The sequence below is a fragment of the Azospirillum lipoferum genome (assembly GCF_024170005.1).
In the GTDB taxonomy this organism is placed as follows: Bacteria; Pseudomonadota; Alphaproteobacteria; order Azospirillales; family Azospirillaceae; genus Azospirillum; species Azospirillum lipoferum.
The window spans coordinates 232,112-249,048 of record NZ_JALJXJ010000001.1; the positions used below are offsets into that span (position 1 = coordinate 232,112).

Sequence of the window (16,937 nt, forward strand, 5' to 3'; positions counted from 1 at the left end):
TGTGAGGCGAGCGTTGATGGCGGTCAGGCGAACACCATCCCGCCATCGACCAGCAGGGACTGGCCGGTCATGAAGTCGCTGTCCGACGAGGCGAGGAAGCGGGCGACGCCGACCAGATCGTCGGGCCGCGACGGCCGGCCCAGCACGGCGCCGGCGGCGAACATGTCAAAGGCCTCGTTCTCCGACTTGGTGATGCCGGTGTCGCGGAAGCCCTGGTCGATGATCTTCCACATCTCGGTCGCCACCACGCCGGGGCAGATGGCGTTGGCGGTGATGCCGTCCTTGCCGAAGCCGCGGGCGGCGGCCTGGGTCAGCGCGACCACAGCGAATTTGCTGGCGGAGTAGTGGGCCAGCGGTTCGTAGCCCTGCTTGCCGGCGATGGAGGCGGTGTTGACGATCTTGCCGCCACCACCCTGCTTGCGGAACGTCTTGATAGCTTCCTGCATGCCGATCAGCACGCCGAGCGCGTTGACGTCGTTGACCGTGTGCCAGTCGTCCTCGGTGATGTCGAGGAAGGGCTTGGTCTGGGCGATGCCGGCATTGTTGAAGATGACGTCGAGCCGGCCATGGGCCTTCACCGCCTCGTCGATCATGCGGCGGACGGCGGCGCGGTCGCGGACATCGACGGTGACGGCGATAGCGCTGCCGCGGGCAGCACGGATGGCCTCGGCCACCTGCTGGGCGTCGGCCTCGGTGCGGTCGGCGATGGTCAGCTTGGCACCGTCGGCGGCCAGCGCCTTGGCGATGGTGGCGCCGATGCCGCGGCCGGCGCCGGTGACGATGATGCTCTTGTCCTTGAGATCAGGCATGAGCGGTCTCCTGCCGGCGCGCTGGTGGTCGTCGCGCGCCGGTTGCGGGTGGATCGGGATGAAGCGAAGGGGAGAGAGGCCGGCCTCTTTGTAAGTCGGGCCGCCTCAGCTCGCCTTGGCGATGTGCTCCTTCAGCAGCGCGTTCACTTTGCCGGCCGCCTCCATCTGCACCATATGGCCGGCGCCGGGGATGACGGCGACCTGTGCCGTGTTTGCCAGCGCCTGGGCGTGGTCGGCGGGGATGACGCGATCCTCTTCACCCCACACGACCAGCGTGGGCGTCCGGGCATCCGCGATTCCGGAGACGAGTACGCTGGCCTGCCGGCCCTCGGCGAACAGCGAGGCCGACAGCGCCCGCAGCGCCTCGTCCACGCCGTCCAGCCGCTTGTACTTCAAGAGGTCGTCAACCATCTGGCGGCTGACAAGGCCGCGGTCGGCGAACAGCGTCTCCAGGACCGGTTTCAGGTCGCGGCGCGATGTCGCACCGACGAAGCCCTGGATGTAGCCGCCGTCGATTTGCTCGCCGAGACCGGCCGACGCGATCAGCGACAGCGACGCCACCCGGCCCGGCGCGTCGAGCGCGGTGCGCATCGACACCGCACCGCCCATCGAATGACCGACGAAATGGGCGCGCTCCACCCCGACCGTGTCGAGGAAGCCCAGCACCGCCTGCGACAGGCCGGACAGGCTGGCGTCGGCGATCTGCTTGGTGGATTGGCCGTGGCCGGGCAGGTCGAGGGCGTAGACGGTGGCCTTCTCCGCCAGCGCGTCGATGGTGAACAGCCAGTTGTCGAGATCGCCGCCGAAGCCGTGGACCAGCAGGATGGTCGGCCCGCTTTCACCACGCTTTGCGTAGCGGATGGTGCCGGCCGGCGTCTCGGCGGTGTGGTACTGCGGGCCGGCCTCGGCCTCGCCATCCCCGTCTTCGCCGGCTGGGACGGCATAGGCGTTGATGAAGGCGTCGATGTCATCGTCGGGCACATCGGGTTCGGCCAGCACGGCGATCAGCGCCTTGACCGGATAGACGGTGCCGGGCTCGCCCAGCACACGGCGCAGCACGCCGGTTTCGCCGGCCTCGACCACGTTGGTGATCTTGTCGGTCTCGACCTCCAGCAGTTCATCGCCGATGGAGATGGTGGACCCCGGCCGCTTCAGCCAGCCGGTGACCTTGCCCTCCGACATGGACAGGCCCCATTTCGGCATGACGATGGGCTTGATGCGCTCGTTCAACATGGAACTCGGTCTCCTGGGAATGCTTTTTTGCTTGGCGCACACCCCTCCCGTCACTCCCGCGGAGGTGGGAATGTGGGAGAGGGCGCGGCTCGTGCGTACTGTGTGGTGATGCCGGTCTGTCAGGCCGCGATCCGCGGCGACGCCCCCTTGGGCGACAGGGTGCGCCGCACGGCGCTGGCGATGCTGTCGGCGCTGGGGACGTACAGATCCTCCAGCGAGGGCGCGAAGGGTACCGGCGTGTGCGGCGCCGTCACCATCTGGATGCCCGCCTTCAGCGCGCCGAAGGCGTTCTGGCCGACGAAGGCGGCGATGTCGGTGGCGAGGTTGCAGCGCGGGTGCGCCTCGTCCACTACCACCAGCCGGCCGGTGCGCTCGACGCTCTCGACGATGGTGTCCCAGTCGATCGGCGACAGGGTGCGCAGGTCGATCACCTCGGCCTCGGTGCCGTCCTTGGCCAGGGCCGTCGCCGCCTCCATCGCGCGGTGGACGGTCAGGCCGTAGCTGACGATAGTCACGTCATCGCCGTCGCGCAGGACGTTCGCCTCGCCGAAGGGGATGGCATAGCTCTCCGCCGGAACCTCGCATTCCAGTCCGTAGAGATTCTTGTGCTCGCAGAAGATGACGGGGTCGTTGTCGCGGATCGACTGGATCAGCAGGCCCTTGGCGTCATAGGCGTTGCTGGGGCAGACCACCTTCAGGCCGGGGATGTGGGTGAACAGCGGGGTGAGCATCTGCGAATGCTGGGCGGCGGCGCGGAAGCCGGCGCCGACCATGCCGCGGATCACCACCGGCGTCTCGGCCTTGCCGCCGAACATGTAGCGGAACTTGGCCGCCTGGTTGAAGATCTGGTCGAAGCAGACGCCCATGAAGTCCAGGAACATCAGCTCCGCCACCGGCCGCAGCCCGCAGGCGGCGGCACCGATGGCCGCCCCGATATAGGCGGATTCCGACAGTGGCGTGTCCATCAGCCGGTCGCCATGCTTGGCGTACAGACCCTTGGTGACGCCCAGCACGCCGCCCCAGGCGTCATCCTCGCCCTGGGCGCCGGTGCCGCCGACGATGTCCTCGCCCATGACGATGACGGTGGGGTCGCGGCGCATCTCCAGGTCCAGGGCCTCGTTGATCGCCTGCTTCATGCTGATCTTGCGGGACATGTGTTTCCTCCGCGTTTGGCGTTTCTTGAATGGGCTTAGTAGGAGACGTAGACGTCGCGCAGCAGGTCGTCGGCGACCGGCAGCGGGGCGGCCTTGGCGGCGCGCACGGCATCCTCGATCAGCGCGTTGACCTCGCGGTCGATGGCCTGAAGCTCGTCGCGGCCGATCACCCCGGCCTCGATCACCCGTTCCGACAGGATGGTCAGGCAGTCGCGCGAGGCGCGGATCGCCTCCAGTTCGCCCTTGGCGCGGTAGGTCTGGGCGTCGCCTTCGAAATGGCCGTAGAAGCGGACCATGTTGCATTCCAGCAGGGCCGGGCCGCCGCCGTCGCGGGCGCGGCGGATGATCTCGCCCGCCGCCTCGTACACCGCGAAGAAGTCGGTGCCGTCCACCGTGACGCCCGGCATGCCGAAGCCGGTGGCGCGGTCGACATAGCTGTCGCAGGACACCGCCCATTCCATCGCGGTGGATTCGGCATAGCCGTTGTTCTCCACCACGAAGACCACCGGCAGGTTCCACACCGCGGCGAGGTTCAGGCTTTCCAGGAAGGTGCCCTGGTTGGAGGCGCCGTCGCCGACGAAGGTGATGCCGACGCCGCGGTCGCCGCGTACCTTGGCCGCCAGCGCAGCGCCGCAGATCAGCGGAGCACCGGCCCCCAGGATGCCGTTGGCGCCCATCATGCCCTTGGACAGGTCGGCGATGTGCATCGACCCGCCCTTGCCCCGGCAGGCGCCGGTGCTGCGGCCGTAGATCTCCGCCATCATCGCGTGGACGTCGACGCCCTTGGCGATGCAGTGGCCGTGGCCGCGGTGGGTGGAGGCGATGCGGTCGTTGTCGTTCAGGTGCATCATGATGCCGGTGGCGCAGGCCTCCTCGCCGGCATAGAGGTGGACAAAGCCGGGGATGTCGCCCTTGGCGAAATCGACGTGCAGCCGCTCCTCGAACTCGCGGATCGTCCGCATGGTGCGGTAGGCCTTCAGCAGCTCGTCCTTGCCGAGGGGGAAGGGATTCTGGGCCATAAGGTGTTTGCTCCCTGGTTGATGTCTTTGGGGGTTGATTTGGGTTGTGGTTGTCAGAAGGCGGCGGTGACGGGCACGGGGGTACCGGTCAGCAGCCGGTTCTGGCCGGCGTGCCGCATGACTGCGGCGACGTTGACCGTGCGGAAGGCGTCGTCCCTTAAGGTCAGGGACAGACGGTCGCGTTCGGTGAAGGACAGCTCCCGCTCGCCATCCAGCGCGACCGAGCCGGCGGCGACCTCCGGCACGAAGGCCACGTCGGCCGGCATGCGGCGCCAGTCGGTGACGCCGACCTGGGCCATCATTCCCGGCGCGATGGGAGCGTTGAGGGTGGTGATGCCCTTGCGGCAGTCGCCGTCCGGCGACAGACGCACCATCAGGCCGCCGCTTTCGTCGCGGCCGACGGGTTCCAGCAGGCCGGCGATGGCCGACATGCCGATGACCTCCGGGTCGGCGAAGGTGACATAGAGTTCGCGGAAATTCTCGGTCCGCCACAGGGCGCGGGCGCCGATGTAGCGCTCCGTCACCAGCGCGACGTCGACCAGCGCCATGTCGGTGACGGCACCGCCGTTCAGCGAAACGTCGATGCGCTTGTTGGCGATGAAGGCGATGTGCGGCGGCACCCGGCCGGTCACCGCCAGCCCGGTGGCAAGCCCGGTGATCGTCGGCTCGCGATGTTCGGGGAAGGCGTTGTTGGTCCCGGTGGAGATGCCGGCGATCGGCACCGTCCCGCATTCGGCTGCCACCGCTCGGTGGGTGCCGTCGCCGCCCAGCACCACCAGTGCGGCCACCCCGGCTCGCCGCATCTCCGCTGTGGCGCGGTGGGTGTCGGCGACGGTGCCGGTGACCGGCATGGCGACCGGGTGAAGGGCAGGGTAGATATCCTCGCCTCTTGCCCTGGCCCGCATCATGCCGCGGTCTACATGGGCGCGGATGCCGCCATTCTCCGGCATCATCAGCACGTCGCGGACGCCGCACGCATGCAGCGCCGCCAGCACCCGCAGCAGGATGTTCGCCCGGTCGGCGATCTGCAGGCTGGTGGCGTTGGCGACGACCCGGCGGATGTCGCGGGCGGAAACCGGATTGGCGACGATGCCGACGACCGGAGCCAAGATGGCACCTCCCCCTCGTTGTGGTGCGTCGTTGATCGACGCGCGGTTCGAGGGGGTAAGAGCAACCGCCGTGCCAGATGGTCAGTTTGACGGATTTTCTTGATTTTCAACGGTTGAAGGTGATGCGGCAGGGTGGCGCGTTGCAACAGGTGTTGCATGGACTGTGGCGTTGCCGGTGCAACAGGTGTGGCGCCTCAGATGCTGAGTGGCGCCAAACTGTGGCAACCCGGCATTCCACCTCTGCGCATTGCCCGTCTTGCCAAGCACTTGCCCGCCGCCTTAGCCTCGCTTGGTCATACCAATGAACCATCCCAATGACTCATCGACCGGGGAGGACAACACCCATGACCGTCATCGCCACCACCCAGCCGCGCGCGGCCCTGACCGAGGAGGCTCGGGCCGAGCTGACGGCTCTGCTGGGCGACCGGTTCACCACCTCCCTGCCGGTGCGCGAGCATCACGGCAAGGACGAGTCCTATCACACGCCCTGTCCGCCGGACGGCGTCGCCTTCGCCAATTCGACCGAAGAGGTCAGCGCGATCGTGAAGATCTGCGCGAAGCACAAGCTGCCGATCATCCCCTTCGGCACCGGCACCTCGCTGGAGGGCGGCATCGCGGCGCTGGCCGGCGGCATCACCATCGATCTGTCGGGCATGCAGCAGATCCTGCGCGTCAGCCCGGAGGATCTCGACGTCACCGTCCAGGCCGGCGTGACCCGCAAGCAGTTGAACGAGCATCTGCGCGACACCGGCCTGTTCTTCCCCATCGATCCCGGTGCCAACGCTTCGCTGGGCGGCATGTCGGCGACCCGGGCCAGCGGCACCAACGCCGTGCGCTACGGCACCATGCGCGAAAACGTCCTGGGCCTGACCGTGGTGCTGGCCGACGGCCGCGTCATCAAGACTGGCGGACGCGCACGCAAGTCGGCGGCCGGCTATGACCTGACCCGGCTGTTCGTCGGCTCCGAAGGCACGCTCGGCATCATTACCGAGGTGACGCTGAAGCTCTACGGCATCCCGGAAGCCATCTCGTCCGCCGTCTGCGCCTTCCAGTCGATCAAGGGCGCTGTCGACACCGTGATCCAGACCATCCAGGTCGGCGTTCCGGTCGCCCGCATCGAGTTGCTGGACGAGGTGCAGATCGATGCCGTCAACAAATACTCAAAGCTCGACTATGCCGTGGCACCCACCCTGTTCTTCGAGTTCCACGGCACCGAGGCCGGGGTGAAGGAGCAGGCGGAGATGGTGGCGGCCATCGCGGCCGAGCATGGCGGGATGGAGTTTGCCTGGGCCACCCGGCCTGAGGACCGCTCGAAGCTGTGGCAGGCCCGGCACGATGCCTATTACGCCGCTCTTGCCCTGCGTCCGGGGTCGAAGGGCTGGCCGACCGACGTTTGCGTGCCGATCTCACGCCTCGCCGACTGCATCCTGGAGACCAAGCAGGATCTGGCCGAGTCCGACATGCTGGCCCCGATGGTCGGCCATGTCGGTGATGGCAATTTCCACCTTGTCTATGTCCTCGACCCCGACAACCCGGCCGAACTGGCCGAGGCTCAGCGGCTTGCCGACAAGATGGTGGGCCGCGCGCTGGCGATGGGCGGCACCTGCACCGGCGAACATGGGATTGGTTACGGCAAGATGGCGTTCCTGGAGCAGGAGACCGGCGAAGCCTTCAACGTCATGGGCGACCTGAAGCGGGCCTTCGATCCGGACAATCTGCTGAATCCGGGCAAGGTGGTGCGGGTTTAATCACTGGCAAGTATTTGTGCGCCTGTAGATTTGACGCCAACTCTTTCGGCGTAGTCTTTTGTTGTTGAGTACTTGTTATCGCTTCTACGATTGGGAATGCCGTCTGTCGGCACGGCGCAACGATCCCGTTGCGCCGCCCAATCTGGAGCCCGGTCATGAAGCATGCCGTTCTCGCTTTTGCGTTTGGTGTCCTGTCTTTCGGCGCTCTTTCGGTGGGATCGCCCGCCATGGCCGACGACAACGCCAAATGGGTGGCCCAGTGCATGAAGGACAATGCCGACGCCAAGGTGTCGGAGGCAGTCGTGAACAAGTATTGCGTCTGCATGAACGACAAGATGGACAACAACGAGACGCGCACCATCACCCAGTGGGAAAAGGCCAACCCCGAAGCCCGCAAGGCCTGCGAGAAGGTTGCCGGCTGGGAGTGATCGCCGGTCTCCGGCGATCCCGCAGGAAAGGCCCGGTTCCGTTTGGAGCCGGGCCTTTCTCTTTCATCTTCACCGTCTCACCGAAACCTCGGCCGCCGCCCAGCCTTCAGCGCCTGCACCGCCTGATCCAGCGTTTGCAGGAACTGCGACTTGTCGCGCTGGCTCATCGGGGCGTTGCCGCCGCTGACCATGCCCATGTCGCGCAGATCCTGCATCAGCGCGCGGGTCGCCAGCGCCGAACCGACGCTGTCGGGCGTGAAGGGCCGCCCGGTCGGGCCGATCACCACCGCGTTACGCTTCACGCAGCGGTCGGCCAGCGGGATGTCGGCCGTCACCACCACGTCGGTCGGACCGGCATGCTCGGCGATCCAGTTGTCGGCGGCGTCGAAGCCGTCGCTGACCACCACCAGTTCCGCCATGCATTCCGTCGGCAGGCGCAGCGGCGCGTTGGCGACCAGCCAGACCTTGCAGCCGGTGCGGCCGGCGACCTTGTAGATCTCGGCCTTGACCGGACAGGCGTCGGCATCGACGTAGATTTCGACCTTGGGACTGACCAATCCTTTTCCTCCTGTTGCCGGCCGATACCGCCCGATCCCGGCGGGGCGGCTCAACAAGGTTTCATGCAAGCCCCTTATGCGCTAAAACCAGACCCTAGCGACAGGGTGCCGTAGAACCGCAGGGATGGGGGCGGCGCCATTTCTCACATCTTTTCGGAAGGTCGGAGCGGCGCATGGCGTCCTACCAGTATGTCTATGTCATGAAGGGCCTGACCAAGGTCTATCCTGGCGGCAAGAAGGTTCTCGACAACGTCTGGCTCTCGTTCCTGCCGGGTGTGAAGATCGGCGTGCTCGGCGTCAACGGTTCCGGTAAGTCGACCCTGATGAAGATCATGGCCGGCCTGGACAAGGACTATTCCGGCGAGGCCTGGGCGGCCGAGGGCGCCAAGGTCGGCTACCTGCCGCAGGAGCCGCAGCTCGACCCGACCAAGACCGTCCACGAGAACGTCATGGAGGCGCTGGGCGAGACCAAGGCGCTGCTCGACCGCTTCAACGAAGTGTCGAACCTGATGGCCGATCCGGATGCCGACTTCGACGCGCTGCTGGCCGAACAGGGCGAGCTGCAGGAGAAGATCGACGCGGCAGACGCCTGGGACATCGACCGCACGGTCGAGATCGCCATGGACGCCCTGCGCTGCCCGCCGGGCGACGCCGACGTGACCAAGCTGTCGGGCGGTGAGAAGCGCCGCATCGCGCTGTGCAAGCTGCTGCTCGAGAAGCCCGACCTGCTGCTGCTCGACGAGCCGACCAACCACCTTGATGCCGAATCGGTCGCCTGGCTCCAGAAGCATCTGGAGGACTATAAGGGCACCGTCGTCCTGGTCACCCACGACCGCTACTTCCTGGACAGCGTCACCGGCTGGATCCTCGAACTCGACCGCGGGTCGGGGATTCCGTGGGAAGGCAACTACTCGTCCTGGCTGGAGCAGAAGCAGAAGCGCCTGGAGCAGGAAGGCCGCCAGGAAGAGTCGCGCCAGAAGCAGCTGGCCACCGAACTGGAGTGGATCCGGCAGTCGCCGCGCGCCCGTCAGGCCAAGAGCAAGGCGCGTATCACCGCCTACGAGACCTTGCTGGCCGAGAGCGGCAAGGAGCAGTCCGGCGAGACGCGGATCGTCATCCCGGTGCCGCCGCGTCTCGGCAACGTCGTCATCGAGGCGGAGAACATCGCCAAGGGCTTCGGCGACCGCCTGCTGATCGACGGCCTGTCCTTCCGTCTGCCGCCGGGCGGCATCGTTGGCGTCATCGGCCCGAACGGCGCCGGCAAGACCACGCTGTTCCGCATGATCACCGGGCAAGACGGGCCGGATTCCGGCACCTTCCGCGTCGGCGACACGGTGAAGCTCGGCTATGTCGACCAGAGCCGCGACAGCCTGGACGCCAAGAAGACGGTGTGGGAGGAGATCTCCGACGGGCTGGATCTGGTGGAACTGGGCAAGAAGACCATGCCCAGCCGCGCCTATGTCTCCAGCTTCAACTTCCGTGGCCCCGACCAGCAGAAGAAGGTCGGCCAGCTGTCGGGCGGTGAGCGCAACCGCGTCCACCTCGCCAAGATGCTGAAGTCCGGCGCCAACGTCCTGCTGCTCGACGAACCGACCAACGATCTGGACGTCGACACCCTGCGGGCGCTGGAAGACGCGTTGCAGAGCTTCGCCGGCTGCGCCGTGGTCATCAGCCACGATCGCTGGTTCCTCGACCGCATCGCCACCCACATCCTGGCCTTCGAGGGCGACAGCCACGTCGAATGGTTCGAAGGCAACTTCCAGGATTACGAGGTCGACAAGAAGCGCCGCCTGGGCGCCGACGCCGACCAGCCGCACCGCATCAAGTACAAGCCGCTGGTCCGCAGCTGATCCTGTTGCCTGAATGAAAAAGGCCGCCCCTTTCGACTGGAAGGGGCGGCCTTTTTCATGCCTGCGAACGGTGAAGTCCGGTCAGCGGGTCACGTCGTCATCTGTCCGGTCGGAGAGCGGCCGGTCGGACAGGGGATTGCGGGTGCTCTTGTCCCGCGTGTCCTCGATCTCGACCTCGGTGCGGCGGACGGTGTCGCGGACGCTCTGGGCGCGCTCCTCGACATCCTTGCGGACCACGACGGTCTCACGGACATGGGCGGTCTTGCTGACCACGGCCTCCTCGTCGGTCTCCGTCACCTCGATGGTGCGCTCGCGGAAGGCGTCGGCCGGAACCTCGGCGCTTCCCTCCACCAGACCGCCGGGGCGGCGTTCGACGGTGACGGTCTCGTCGCGCAGGCGGACCTGCTCCTCGACCGGCGTCTCGACGACGTAGCTGCGGACGCGGACGCCGCCGCGCTCGACGCTGCGCTTGCCGATGTTGACCTGTTCCTCGACGATCGGGATCTGCTCTTCCCGTTCGGCGGAGCCGGTGCGGGTGGCGTGGGTGCTGTCGGTGTTCACGTCGCGCATGGCGGCGGCGGCACCGGTCAGGCCCGTTCCGGCTGTCGTGCCGGTCGAGGTGTCGATGGCAGTGCGGCCCGGCGAATAGCGCAGACGCTCTTCCTCGGCCGACTGCTCGTCATAGTAATCGGCGGTCTCGTCGTAACCGGTCCAGCCGGATTCACGATAGGCGCTGCCGCGTTCCTCGACATCGACCACATTGCCGCGCTCCAGCACCTCCATGGCGCGGTCGACATCCTCCTCGTCCAGCCGGACCTTCAGCAGCGAGCCACCGCGGCGCACACCCTCGGCATAGACCTCCGCATCCCGGTTCGGAATGCCCCAGCCGGCCAGCCGGGTCAGCATGCCGCCGGAGCCGGTCGTGGTGCTGCCCAGCCCGCCCTCCAGGGCGCTTCCGGTGCCCGGCACCGTGTTGGGCGAGGCGACATAGCCGGTGGACAGGTCGGTCCGTGCCATGCCGCTCGCCGCGCCCAGCGAGGCGTCGCCGGTGGTGGTGCCGATCCCAGTGGTTCCAGCCCCGGTATAGGTGCCGCCGCTTCCGCTCCAGCCGCCGCTGGACAAGTCGCTATGCGACAGGATTTCGATGGCACTGGAGTCGAAACCGGCGGCCTGCAACTCGCGGGAGGCCGTTTCGGCTTCCGATCGGTGGTCGTAGAGGGCAACGATGGTCTTGGTCATCGGCTTTACTCCTCAGGCGGATTCTGGTTGGGGGATTGGGCGGGGGAGGGCGGGGACGTCACACGCTCCACCACCGCGTCTTCGGAACGCAGGGTGACGGGCTGCTCGACCTCGACGGTCCGCCGGCTCTTGCGGATGTGCAGTTCCTCGCGGAGCACCAGACGGCGTTCCACCACCAGCACCTCCTCCACCAGCGGGATCACGGTGACGTCGCCTTCCTGACGGATGCCGGGATGGGCGTCGATCTCGCGGTCGATAGGGACGCGGGTGACGGTGGCCTCTTCCTGCTCCAGCGCTTGGCGGACCATCTCCTCGCGTTCGGTGACGCGCGTGGTGACGCGGACGCGGCTTCGCTCCACCCGCTGCTTGCCGACGGTCACCGACTCGTCGTGCAGGGGAATGACCGCATCACCGTCTTCAAGGGGCGGTCCATTGTCGGCCGTCATGGCGGCGGGTACTGCCGGGTCAGCGGAACAGGAGATAGAGGACGATCGCGACCACGATCAGGCCGATGATGATCCACATCCAGTTCATGCCCGAACTGCCGGCCCCACCGTCGGAGCCGTCATACACACCAACTTTCCTGGGCTTCTGTTCGTCTGCCATGGGAGCCTCCATTCGGGGATCTACCGGCGGGTTGTACCCCCATCCGGCGTGCTCCCTTCAAACAGGAGGTCCTGTGGATCGTTCCGCGATCGTTTCGGGGATTCAACGATCCTGTGCAATCGAACGGTTCTGCGGCAGGCGGAGGAATCGCCAGCGTCAGCCGGCCATCTTCTGGTGTTCCAGGAAGGCGGTCTTCAGCAGCGCCTTCAGGTCGTCGCCATACTGATGGAAGCGGACGGACAGCTGTCCACGCTCCTCGTCGCGATGCAGGACGACGAGGTTGGCGACGGCCGCCACCTCCTGCCGGTCGGCCAGGACGACGCGGGCCTGAAAGGTCTGGCCGCGCTGGTAGGGCTGGTTGACCGCCAGCAGGCAGAGGCCGCCCACCGACCAGTTGCGCGCCGGGAAGCTGCCATGGTCGGTGTGGACGACCATGCCGGGCCGGACGAAGCGCTTCTGCCGCCGCCGCTCTTCCGGCGGAGGCGGGGGCAGAGGGCTGGAGGCGCCGGCAATGTCGATGCCGGACCGGTCGGTCAGTGCCTTGGTGAACACCGCCCCGCGCACAATCGCCGACCCCATGGTGGAGTCGCGCAGGTCGGCATCGGAGAAGTCGGCGCCCTCGAAATTGGCCGGCCAGTCGCGGCCGCCGGCCAGCGGCACCGGGCGGGCATCCACCCCGTTCATCAGCGTGTGGGCCAGATAGGCGCGGCGCAGGGTGGCCCCGCGTAGTACGGCGTCGCGCAGGTCGGCCTCGTCGAGGTCGATGTAGGACAGCTCCGCCATCTCCAGGCTGGCCTTGGTCAGGCGGGCGCCGGGCAGCCGGCAGCGGCGCAGCCGGGCCGCCGCCAGCGTGCGCCCATGCAAATCCGCCCCCGCCACCGACACGAGGTCGAGGTCGAGCCGCGCGCCCTCGGCCCCGCCGCTGTCGACCCAGCGCTCGTGCTTCTCCACCAGCTCCAGGAACTCGGCGACCGGCATCGCGGTATAGCTGGGCCGGACGATGGCGTCGGGGGGGAGGGCGAAGGGGATGAAGGTGCGGGTCAGGGTGGCGTGGTCCATCACCGTGTTGCCGAACACCGCTCCATCCAGGTTGGCGCCGCAGAAATCGGTGCCCATCAGCACGGCGGAGGTCAGTTCCGCCCCGGTCAGGTCGGCATCGTTCAGGTCGGCACCTGTCAGGTCGCAGCCGGCGAAATTGGCGCCGGCCAGGATCGAGCGCTCCATCTTCGCTTCGGTCAGCCGGGTGGTGCCGGTGCCGCGGGTCGTCTTCTGGCCGCCATCCTGCGGACCGCCGCTGTCCACCAGTTCGCCCGCGCGGAAATCGGCGCCGCGCAGGTTGGCGTCGGTCAGCACGGCGCGGTGCAGATTGGCGCCGCGCAGGTCGGCACCGGTCAGTACGGCGCCGGACAGGTTCACCGCCTCCATATCGGCGCCGAACAGGTCGGCCTGCGACAGGTCGGCCTTCACCATGCGGGTGTTGCTGAGATTGGCGCCGGCCAGCTTGGCGCCGGCCAGCGAAACCCGCTCCAGGTTCAGCCGCGACAGGTCGCGGAAGCTGAGGTCAGCCCGCCGGCCGCTGGACGGCCGTTTCAGCCAAGCCTGATGCGCCTGTATGATCGTCCGGAGTTCGTCGATCTCTTTCGGATCGCGTTCGGCCATGGCGTCGGGTTCCCGGATCCACCGTATGACGAAAGACAGCAGCGTCGCCGCAACGATAGCCCGTTCGGGCAGGCGCGTCACGGATTCTGAACGGCCGGACCCAAACGGCGCCGCCGCCGTTCTGCTGCCGGGCTGTCTTGCACAAAACCTCCGTACCGATCTTGGGTGACGAATGACCGACAACGCCGCGACCCACCGGTCGCTCGACCTGCTGAACTTCTTCCTGGCCGATGTGCGGGACGGGCTCGGCCCTTATCTGGCGATCTATCTGCTGACCGTCCAGCATTGGAACGAGGCCGACATCGGGCTGGTGATGACGCTCGCCGGGCTGGCGGGGATCGCCGCCCAGGTGCCGGCCGGCGCGCTCGTCGACGGCACCCGGTACAAGCGCGCGGTCATCATCGTCGCGGCGTTGCTGGTGACGGTGGGATCGCTGGCCTTGCCCTGGCTGAACGGCTTCACCGTCGTCGCCATTCTGCAATCGGCCGTCGGCGCCGCCGGTGCGGTCTTCCCGCCGGCCATCGCGGCGGTGACGCTGGGCCTGCTGGGGCCGCGCGCCTTCGTCCGCCGGGTCGGCCGCAACGAGTCCTTCAACCATGCCGGCAACGCGGTTGCGGCGCTGCTGGCGGGTGGTGCTGCCTATGCGTTCGGACCGGTCGCCGTGTTCTGGCTGATGACGGCGATGGCGCTGTGCAGCATCGCTGCGACCACCGGCATTCCCGCCGATGCCATCGACCATGCCGTCGCCCGCGGGTTGCATGCCTCCGCCCAGGGGGGCGGCCGCGAGGCGCCGTCCGGTCTGCGCGTCATCCTGAGCTGCCGGCCGCTGCTGATCTTCGGCGGCTGTGCCGCCCTGTTCCATTTCGCCAACGCCGCCATGCTGCCGCTGGTCGGGCAGAAGCTGGCGATGAAGGACCCGGCCCTGGGCACCAGCCTGATGTCCTTCTGCATCGTCGCGGCGCAGCTGGTCATGGTGCCGATGGCGATGCTGGTGGGGGCCAGGGCTGATCGCTGGGGGCGGAAGCCGCTGTTGCTGGCGGCGTTCCTGGTCCTGCCCCTGCGCGGCATCCTCTACACCCTTTCCGACCACTCCGGCTGGCTCGTCGGCGTCCAGCTGCTGGACGGGGTGGGGGCGGGGCTGTTCGGTGCCCTGTTCCCGCTGGTGGTCGCCGATCTGACCGAGGGCACCGGACGTTTCAACGTCAGCCAGGGCGCCATCGCCACCCTCCAGGGGATCGGCGCCTCGCTCAGCACCGCCGCCGCCGGACAGATGGTGGTGCGGGAGGGATACAGCGCGGCCTTTCTGATGCTGGCCGGGGCCGCCGGGGTGGCCCTGCTGCTCGCGGGGCTTCTCCTGCCGGAAACCCGCGGCGTCGCCACGACAGAGGCCGACAAGGATGAGGCTGCTGTACGGGCCAGCACCGCAAAGGCGGCGTCGGAGGCCTGAAACGACGAAGCCCGGCTCCTTTGCCGGGGCCGGGCTCGTGGGACAAGGAAAGCTGTCGTGGACCGGTCAGCCGGCGCGGCTGCCGACCTTCTGGCGTAGGGCCTGGATCAGGCCGTCGACGCGGCCGCCATTCTGTTCGATGACGGAGGCGAATTCCTGCCGCTGGGTCACGCCCATGCTGACATTCTCCACCACCACATCGATGATCTTGTAGTCGGCGCCGCTCTTGCGGACACGCCAGCTGACATTCACCGGAGGGCCGTTGGGACGGACGATCTGCGTCGTCACCATGCTGTCCGCCTCACCCGCGGCAGCAACGCCGGTAATCTTGAAGGTCTCGCCGGAATACTCGACGAAACGCTCGGCATAGGTGTTGACGATCAGCTGCTCGAACAGCTTCTGGTATTCGGCCCGCTGTGCCTCGTTGGCGCTGTTCCAGTAGCGGCCCAGCACCCAGCGCCCGATGTACGGCACGTCGAAGCCGGCGTACAGCAGCGTGCGGAAACGCTGGATCGCCTGATCGCGCGGCAGGCTCTTGTCCGAGAAGGTTGCGATGGCGTCGTTCCCCAATTTCTGGATGAACGCGCTTGCCCCCTGGTCCGCGGTCTGCGCCGCGGCGGGAGAGATGAAAGAGTGCCCGGCCCAACCGCTCACCGCGAGCAGGGCAGCGGACGCGACAAACTGGCGGCGTGTCAGCATGATAGGGCGAAAAGTGGCTGTTGCTCGGGCTTTGTCAATGGTCATTCGGCGGTCATCCGGCAGTCACCTGACAGTCATCTGGCCTTTGGAGTGCGACACGGACGCTTTCGGCCGAGCGTTCCGGTCCGCCTTCCACGCCGGGCTTTCGTGCCGGGAGCCGCCGCAGGTGTCCGGTCAGGACTGTCTGCGGCGGACCGGGAACGGTGTTCCATCGACGGCATCAGGCAGGGCGTCAGGGCTTCGGCGCGGTGGTGAAGTCCGGGAATTCCTGAGCCGATGGGCCCTTGCTGTTGGCGATCGCCGCCTGGCGCTGCTGCTGATACAGGCTGCGCACGGTGGCGTAGAAGTCCAGCGAGTTGCGGCGCAGGTCGTCCACCGATTGCAGCACTTCGGAGCGGCGGTCGACGGCGCTCACGCCGGCGCGGGTGTACATCAGGCCCTGGCCGTTGTGGGCGTAGGCCCATATGCGGACCGGATCGCCGACGGTGTCGACGCCATAGCCGACGGTGTCGCGCAGGTTCGACGGGCCCAGCAGCGGCAGGACCAGATAGGGGCCGTCGCCCACGCCCCAGACCGCCAGCGTCTGGCCGAAATCCTCCGACGCGTGCGGGATGGCTGCCTGGGAGGCGACATCGGCGATGCCGCCGGCGCCCAGGATGGTGTTGGTCAGGAAACGGCCGGTGGCGTCCGTAGCGCCATCGAAGTTGCCCTGAAGCAGGTTGTTGGCGATGTAGAGCGGCGCCATCAGGTTGTCGATGAAGTTGTGGATGGCATCGCGGATCGGATCGGGCACCACGGCGACATACACTTCGGCCGCCGGGCGCAACGCCACGGTGTCGACGGCGTCGTTCACGGCGAACACGACGCGGTTCGCACCTTCCAGCGGATCGTTGACCTGATAGGCCCCGTCCTTCGCGCCCGAGTCACCCGGGTTGGTCGCGCAGGCCGTGGCCGTCAGGGCGAAGGCCAACACGGTGGCCGTACGGAGGAGGGAGCGGGAAAGGCTGGCCAGCTTCATGTGCGACGGCTCATTATCTGTGGGCTCGACTCGGTGCGGGTCGCAGCATCTCCTGTCCACAACCGAAGATCCCGATGGCGGGAGTCCTCAACCCTGGCAAGGTGGCTACGCGGTCCGGAGGAAGATTGGGCGAGATATCGCAGAATTTCCACCGTTTCCTGACCTAACACAGGCTTCGCCTTTTGACCAGCATGTGCCGGTGCGGCGCCGGACGGGCGTCGGCGATTGTGTCGGCTTTGCCGCAATGTGGCCGGAAAGCTTGCCTCCCGCCGCTTTTCGCCACGGACCGCCTGCGTCAGGCAGACCCGGCGTGGCCCGGGCCAGGGTGTTGCTGCCGCCGGGCGCGAAAAGCGGTTTACGAC

16 protein-coding genes are annotated in these 16,937 nt (G+C 67.4%); 4 read left to right on the forward strand and 12 right to left on the reverse strand.

Annotated features, from left to right (window positions below; all coding sequences use genetic code 11):
- Window positions 1–23: 23 nt before the first annotated feature.
- From J2848_RS01150 to J2848_RS01170, 5 genes are all read right to left on the reverse strand, one after another.
- Entirely contained in the window at window positions 24–809 is a 786-nt protein-coding gene (locus J2848_RS01150; protein WP_149230640.1) for a glucose 1-dehydrogenase, read from the reverse strand.
- Window positions 810–914: 105 nt separating this feature from the next.
- Window positions 915–2,042: an acetoin dehydrogenase dihydrolipoyllysine-residue acetyltransferase subunit gene (locus J2848_RS01155; RefSeq protein ID WP_211103077.1), complete on the reverse strand. Its 1,128-nt coding sequence runs from the start codon at window positions 2,040–2,042 to the stop codon at window positions 915–917.
- Window positions 2,043–2,161: 119 nt separating this feature from the next.
- A complete protein-coding gene (locus J2848_RS01160; RefSeq protein WP_149230641.1) occupies window positions 2,162–3,196 on the reverse strand; it encodes an alpha-ketoacid dehydrogenase subunit beta in 1,035 nt (344 codons plus the stop codon).
- Window positions 3,197–3,231: 35 nt separating this feature from the next.
- Complete coding sequence (locus J2848_RS01165) at window positions 3,232–4,215, reverse strand: thiamine pyrophosphate-dependent dehydrogenase E1 component subunit alpha (protein ID WP_149230642.1); 984 nt, start codon at window positions 4,213–4,215, stop codon at window positions 3,232–3,234.
- A gap of 53 nt (window positions 4,216–4,268) precedes the next feature.
- Entirely contained in the window at window positions 4,269–5,324 is a 1,056-nt protein-coding gene (locus J2848_RS01170; protein ID WP_149230643.1) for an ATP-NAD kinase family protein, read from the reverse strand.
- 344 nt (window positions 5,325–5,668) lie between these two features.
- On the opposite strand from J2848_RS01170, the gene J2848_RS01175 reads away from it, so the two are divergent.
- A complete protein-coding gene (locus tag J2848_RS01175; protein WP_149230644.1) occupies window positions 5,669–7,072 on the forward strand; it encodes an FAD-linked oxidase C-terminal domain-containing protein in 1,404 nt (467 codons plus the stop codon).
- Window positions 7,073–7,299: 227 nt separating this feature from the next.
- On the forward strand, window positions 7,300–7,500 hold the full coding sequence (locus J2848_RS01180) for a hypothetical protein (protein ID WP_246193756.1): 201 nt from the start codon (window positions 7,300–7,302) through the stop codon (window positions 7,498–7,500).
- Window positions 7,501–7,577: 77 nt separating this feature from the next.
- Here J2848_RS01180 and J2848_RS01185 read toward each other — a convergent pair whose 3' ends face one another.
- Entirely contained in the window at window positions 7,578–8,057 is a 480-nt protein-coding gene (locus J2848_RS01185; RefSeq protein ID WP_149230646.1) for a YaiI/YqxD family protein, read from the reverse strand.
- 173 nt (window positions 8,058–8,230) lie between these two features.
- Here J2848_RS01185 and ettA point away from each other — a divergent pair, with 173 nt between their 5' ends.
- Window positions 8,231–9,907: an energy-dependent translational throttle protein EttA gene (gene ettA, locus J2848_RS01190; RefSeq protein WP_149230647.1), complete on the forward strand. Its 1,677-nt coding sequence runs from the start codon at window positions 8,231–8,233 to the stop codon at window positions 9,905–9,907.
- Between the two features lie 81 nt (window positions 9,908–9,988).
- Here ettA and J2848_RS01195 read toward each other — a convergent pair whose 3' ends face one another.
- From J2848_RS01195 to J2848_RS01210, 4 genes are all read right to left on the reverse strand, one after another.
- Complete coding sequence (locus J2848_RS01195) at window positions 9,989–11,146, reverse strand: YsnF/AvaK domain-containing protein (RefSeq protein WP_149230648.1); 1,158 nt, start codon at window positions 11,144–11,146, stop codon at window positions 9,989–9,991.
- A gap of 5 nt (window positions 11,147–11,151) precedes the next feature.
- Window positions 11,152–11,592, reverse strand: coding sequence for a YsnF/AvaK domain-containing protein (locus J2848_RS01200; protein WP_149230649.1), 441 nt, complete (start codon window positions 11,590–11,592; stop codon window positions 11,152–11,154).
- A 19-nt stretch (window positions 11,593–11,611) separates the two neighbouring features.
- Window positions 11,612–11,752, reverse strand: coding sequence for a hypothetical protein (locus J2848_RS01205; protein WP_158282065.1), 141 nt, complete (start codon window positions 11,750–11,752; stop codon window positions 11,612–11,614).
- Window positions 11,753–11,908: 156 nt separating this feature from the next.
- Window positions 11,909–13,411, reverse strand: coding sequence for a pentapeptide repeat-containing protein (locus tag J2848_RS01210; protein ID WP_149230650.1), 1,503 nt, complete (start codon window positions 13,409–13,411; stop codon window positions 11,909–11,911).
- Window positions 13,412–13,583: 172 nt separating this feature from the next.
- Between J2848_RS01210 and J2848_RS01215 the strand changes: the two genes are divergently transcribed.
- Window positions 13,584–14,858 (forward strand): MFS transporter, encoded by a 1,275-nt coding sequence (locus J2848_RS01215; protein ID WP_149230651.1) that lies wholly within the window; start codon window positions 13,584–13,586, stop codon window positions 14,856–14,858.
- A 66-nt stretch (window positions 14,859–14,924) separates the two neighbouring features.
- Here the strand turns inward: J2848_RS01215 and J2848_RS01220 are convergent, their stop codons facing one another.
- Window positions 14,925–15,602: an MlaC/ttg2D family ABC transporter substrate-binding protein gene (locus J2848_RS01220; RefSeq protein WP_246193757.1), complete on the reverse strand. Its 678-nt coding sequence runs from the start codon at window positions 15,600–15,602 to the stop codon at window positions 14,925–14,927.
- 187 nt (window positions 15,603–15,789) lie between these two features.
- Window positions 15,790–16,575 (reverse strand): MlaA family lipoprotein, encoded by a 786-nt coding sequence (locus tag J2848_RS01225; protein WP_170306995.1) that lies wholly within the window; start codon window positions 16,573–16,575, stop codon window positions 15,790–15,792.
- Between the last annotated feature and the right edge of the window lie 362 nt (window positions 16,576–16,937).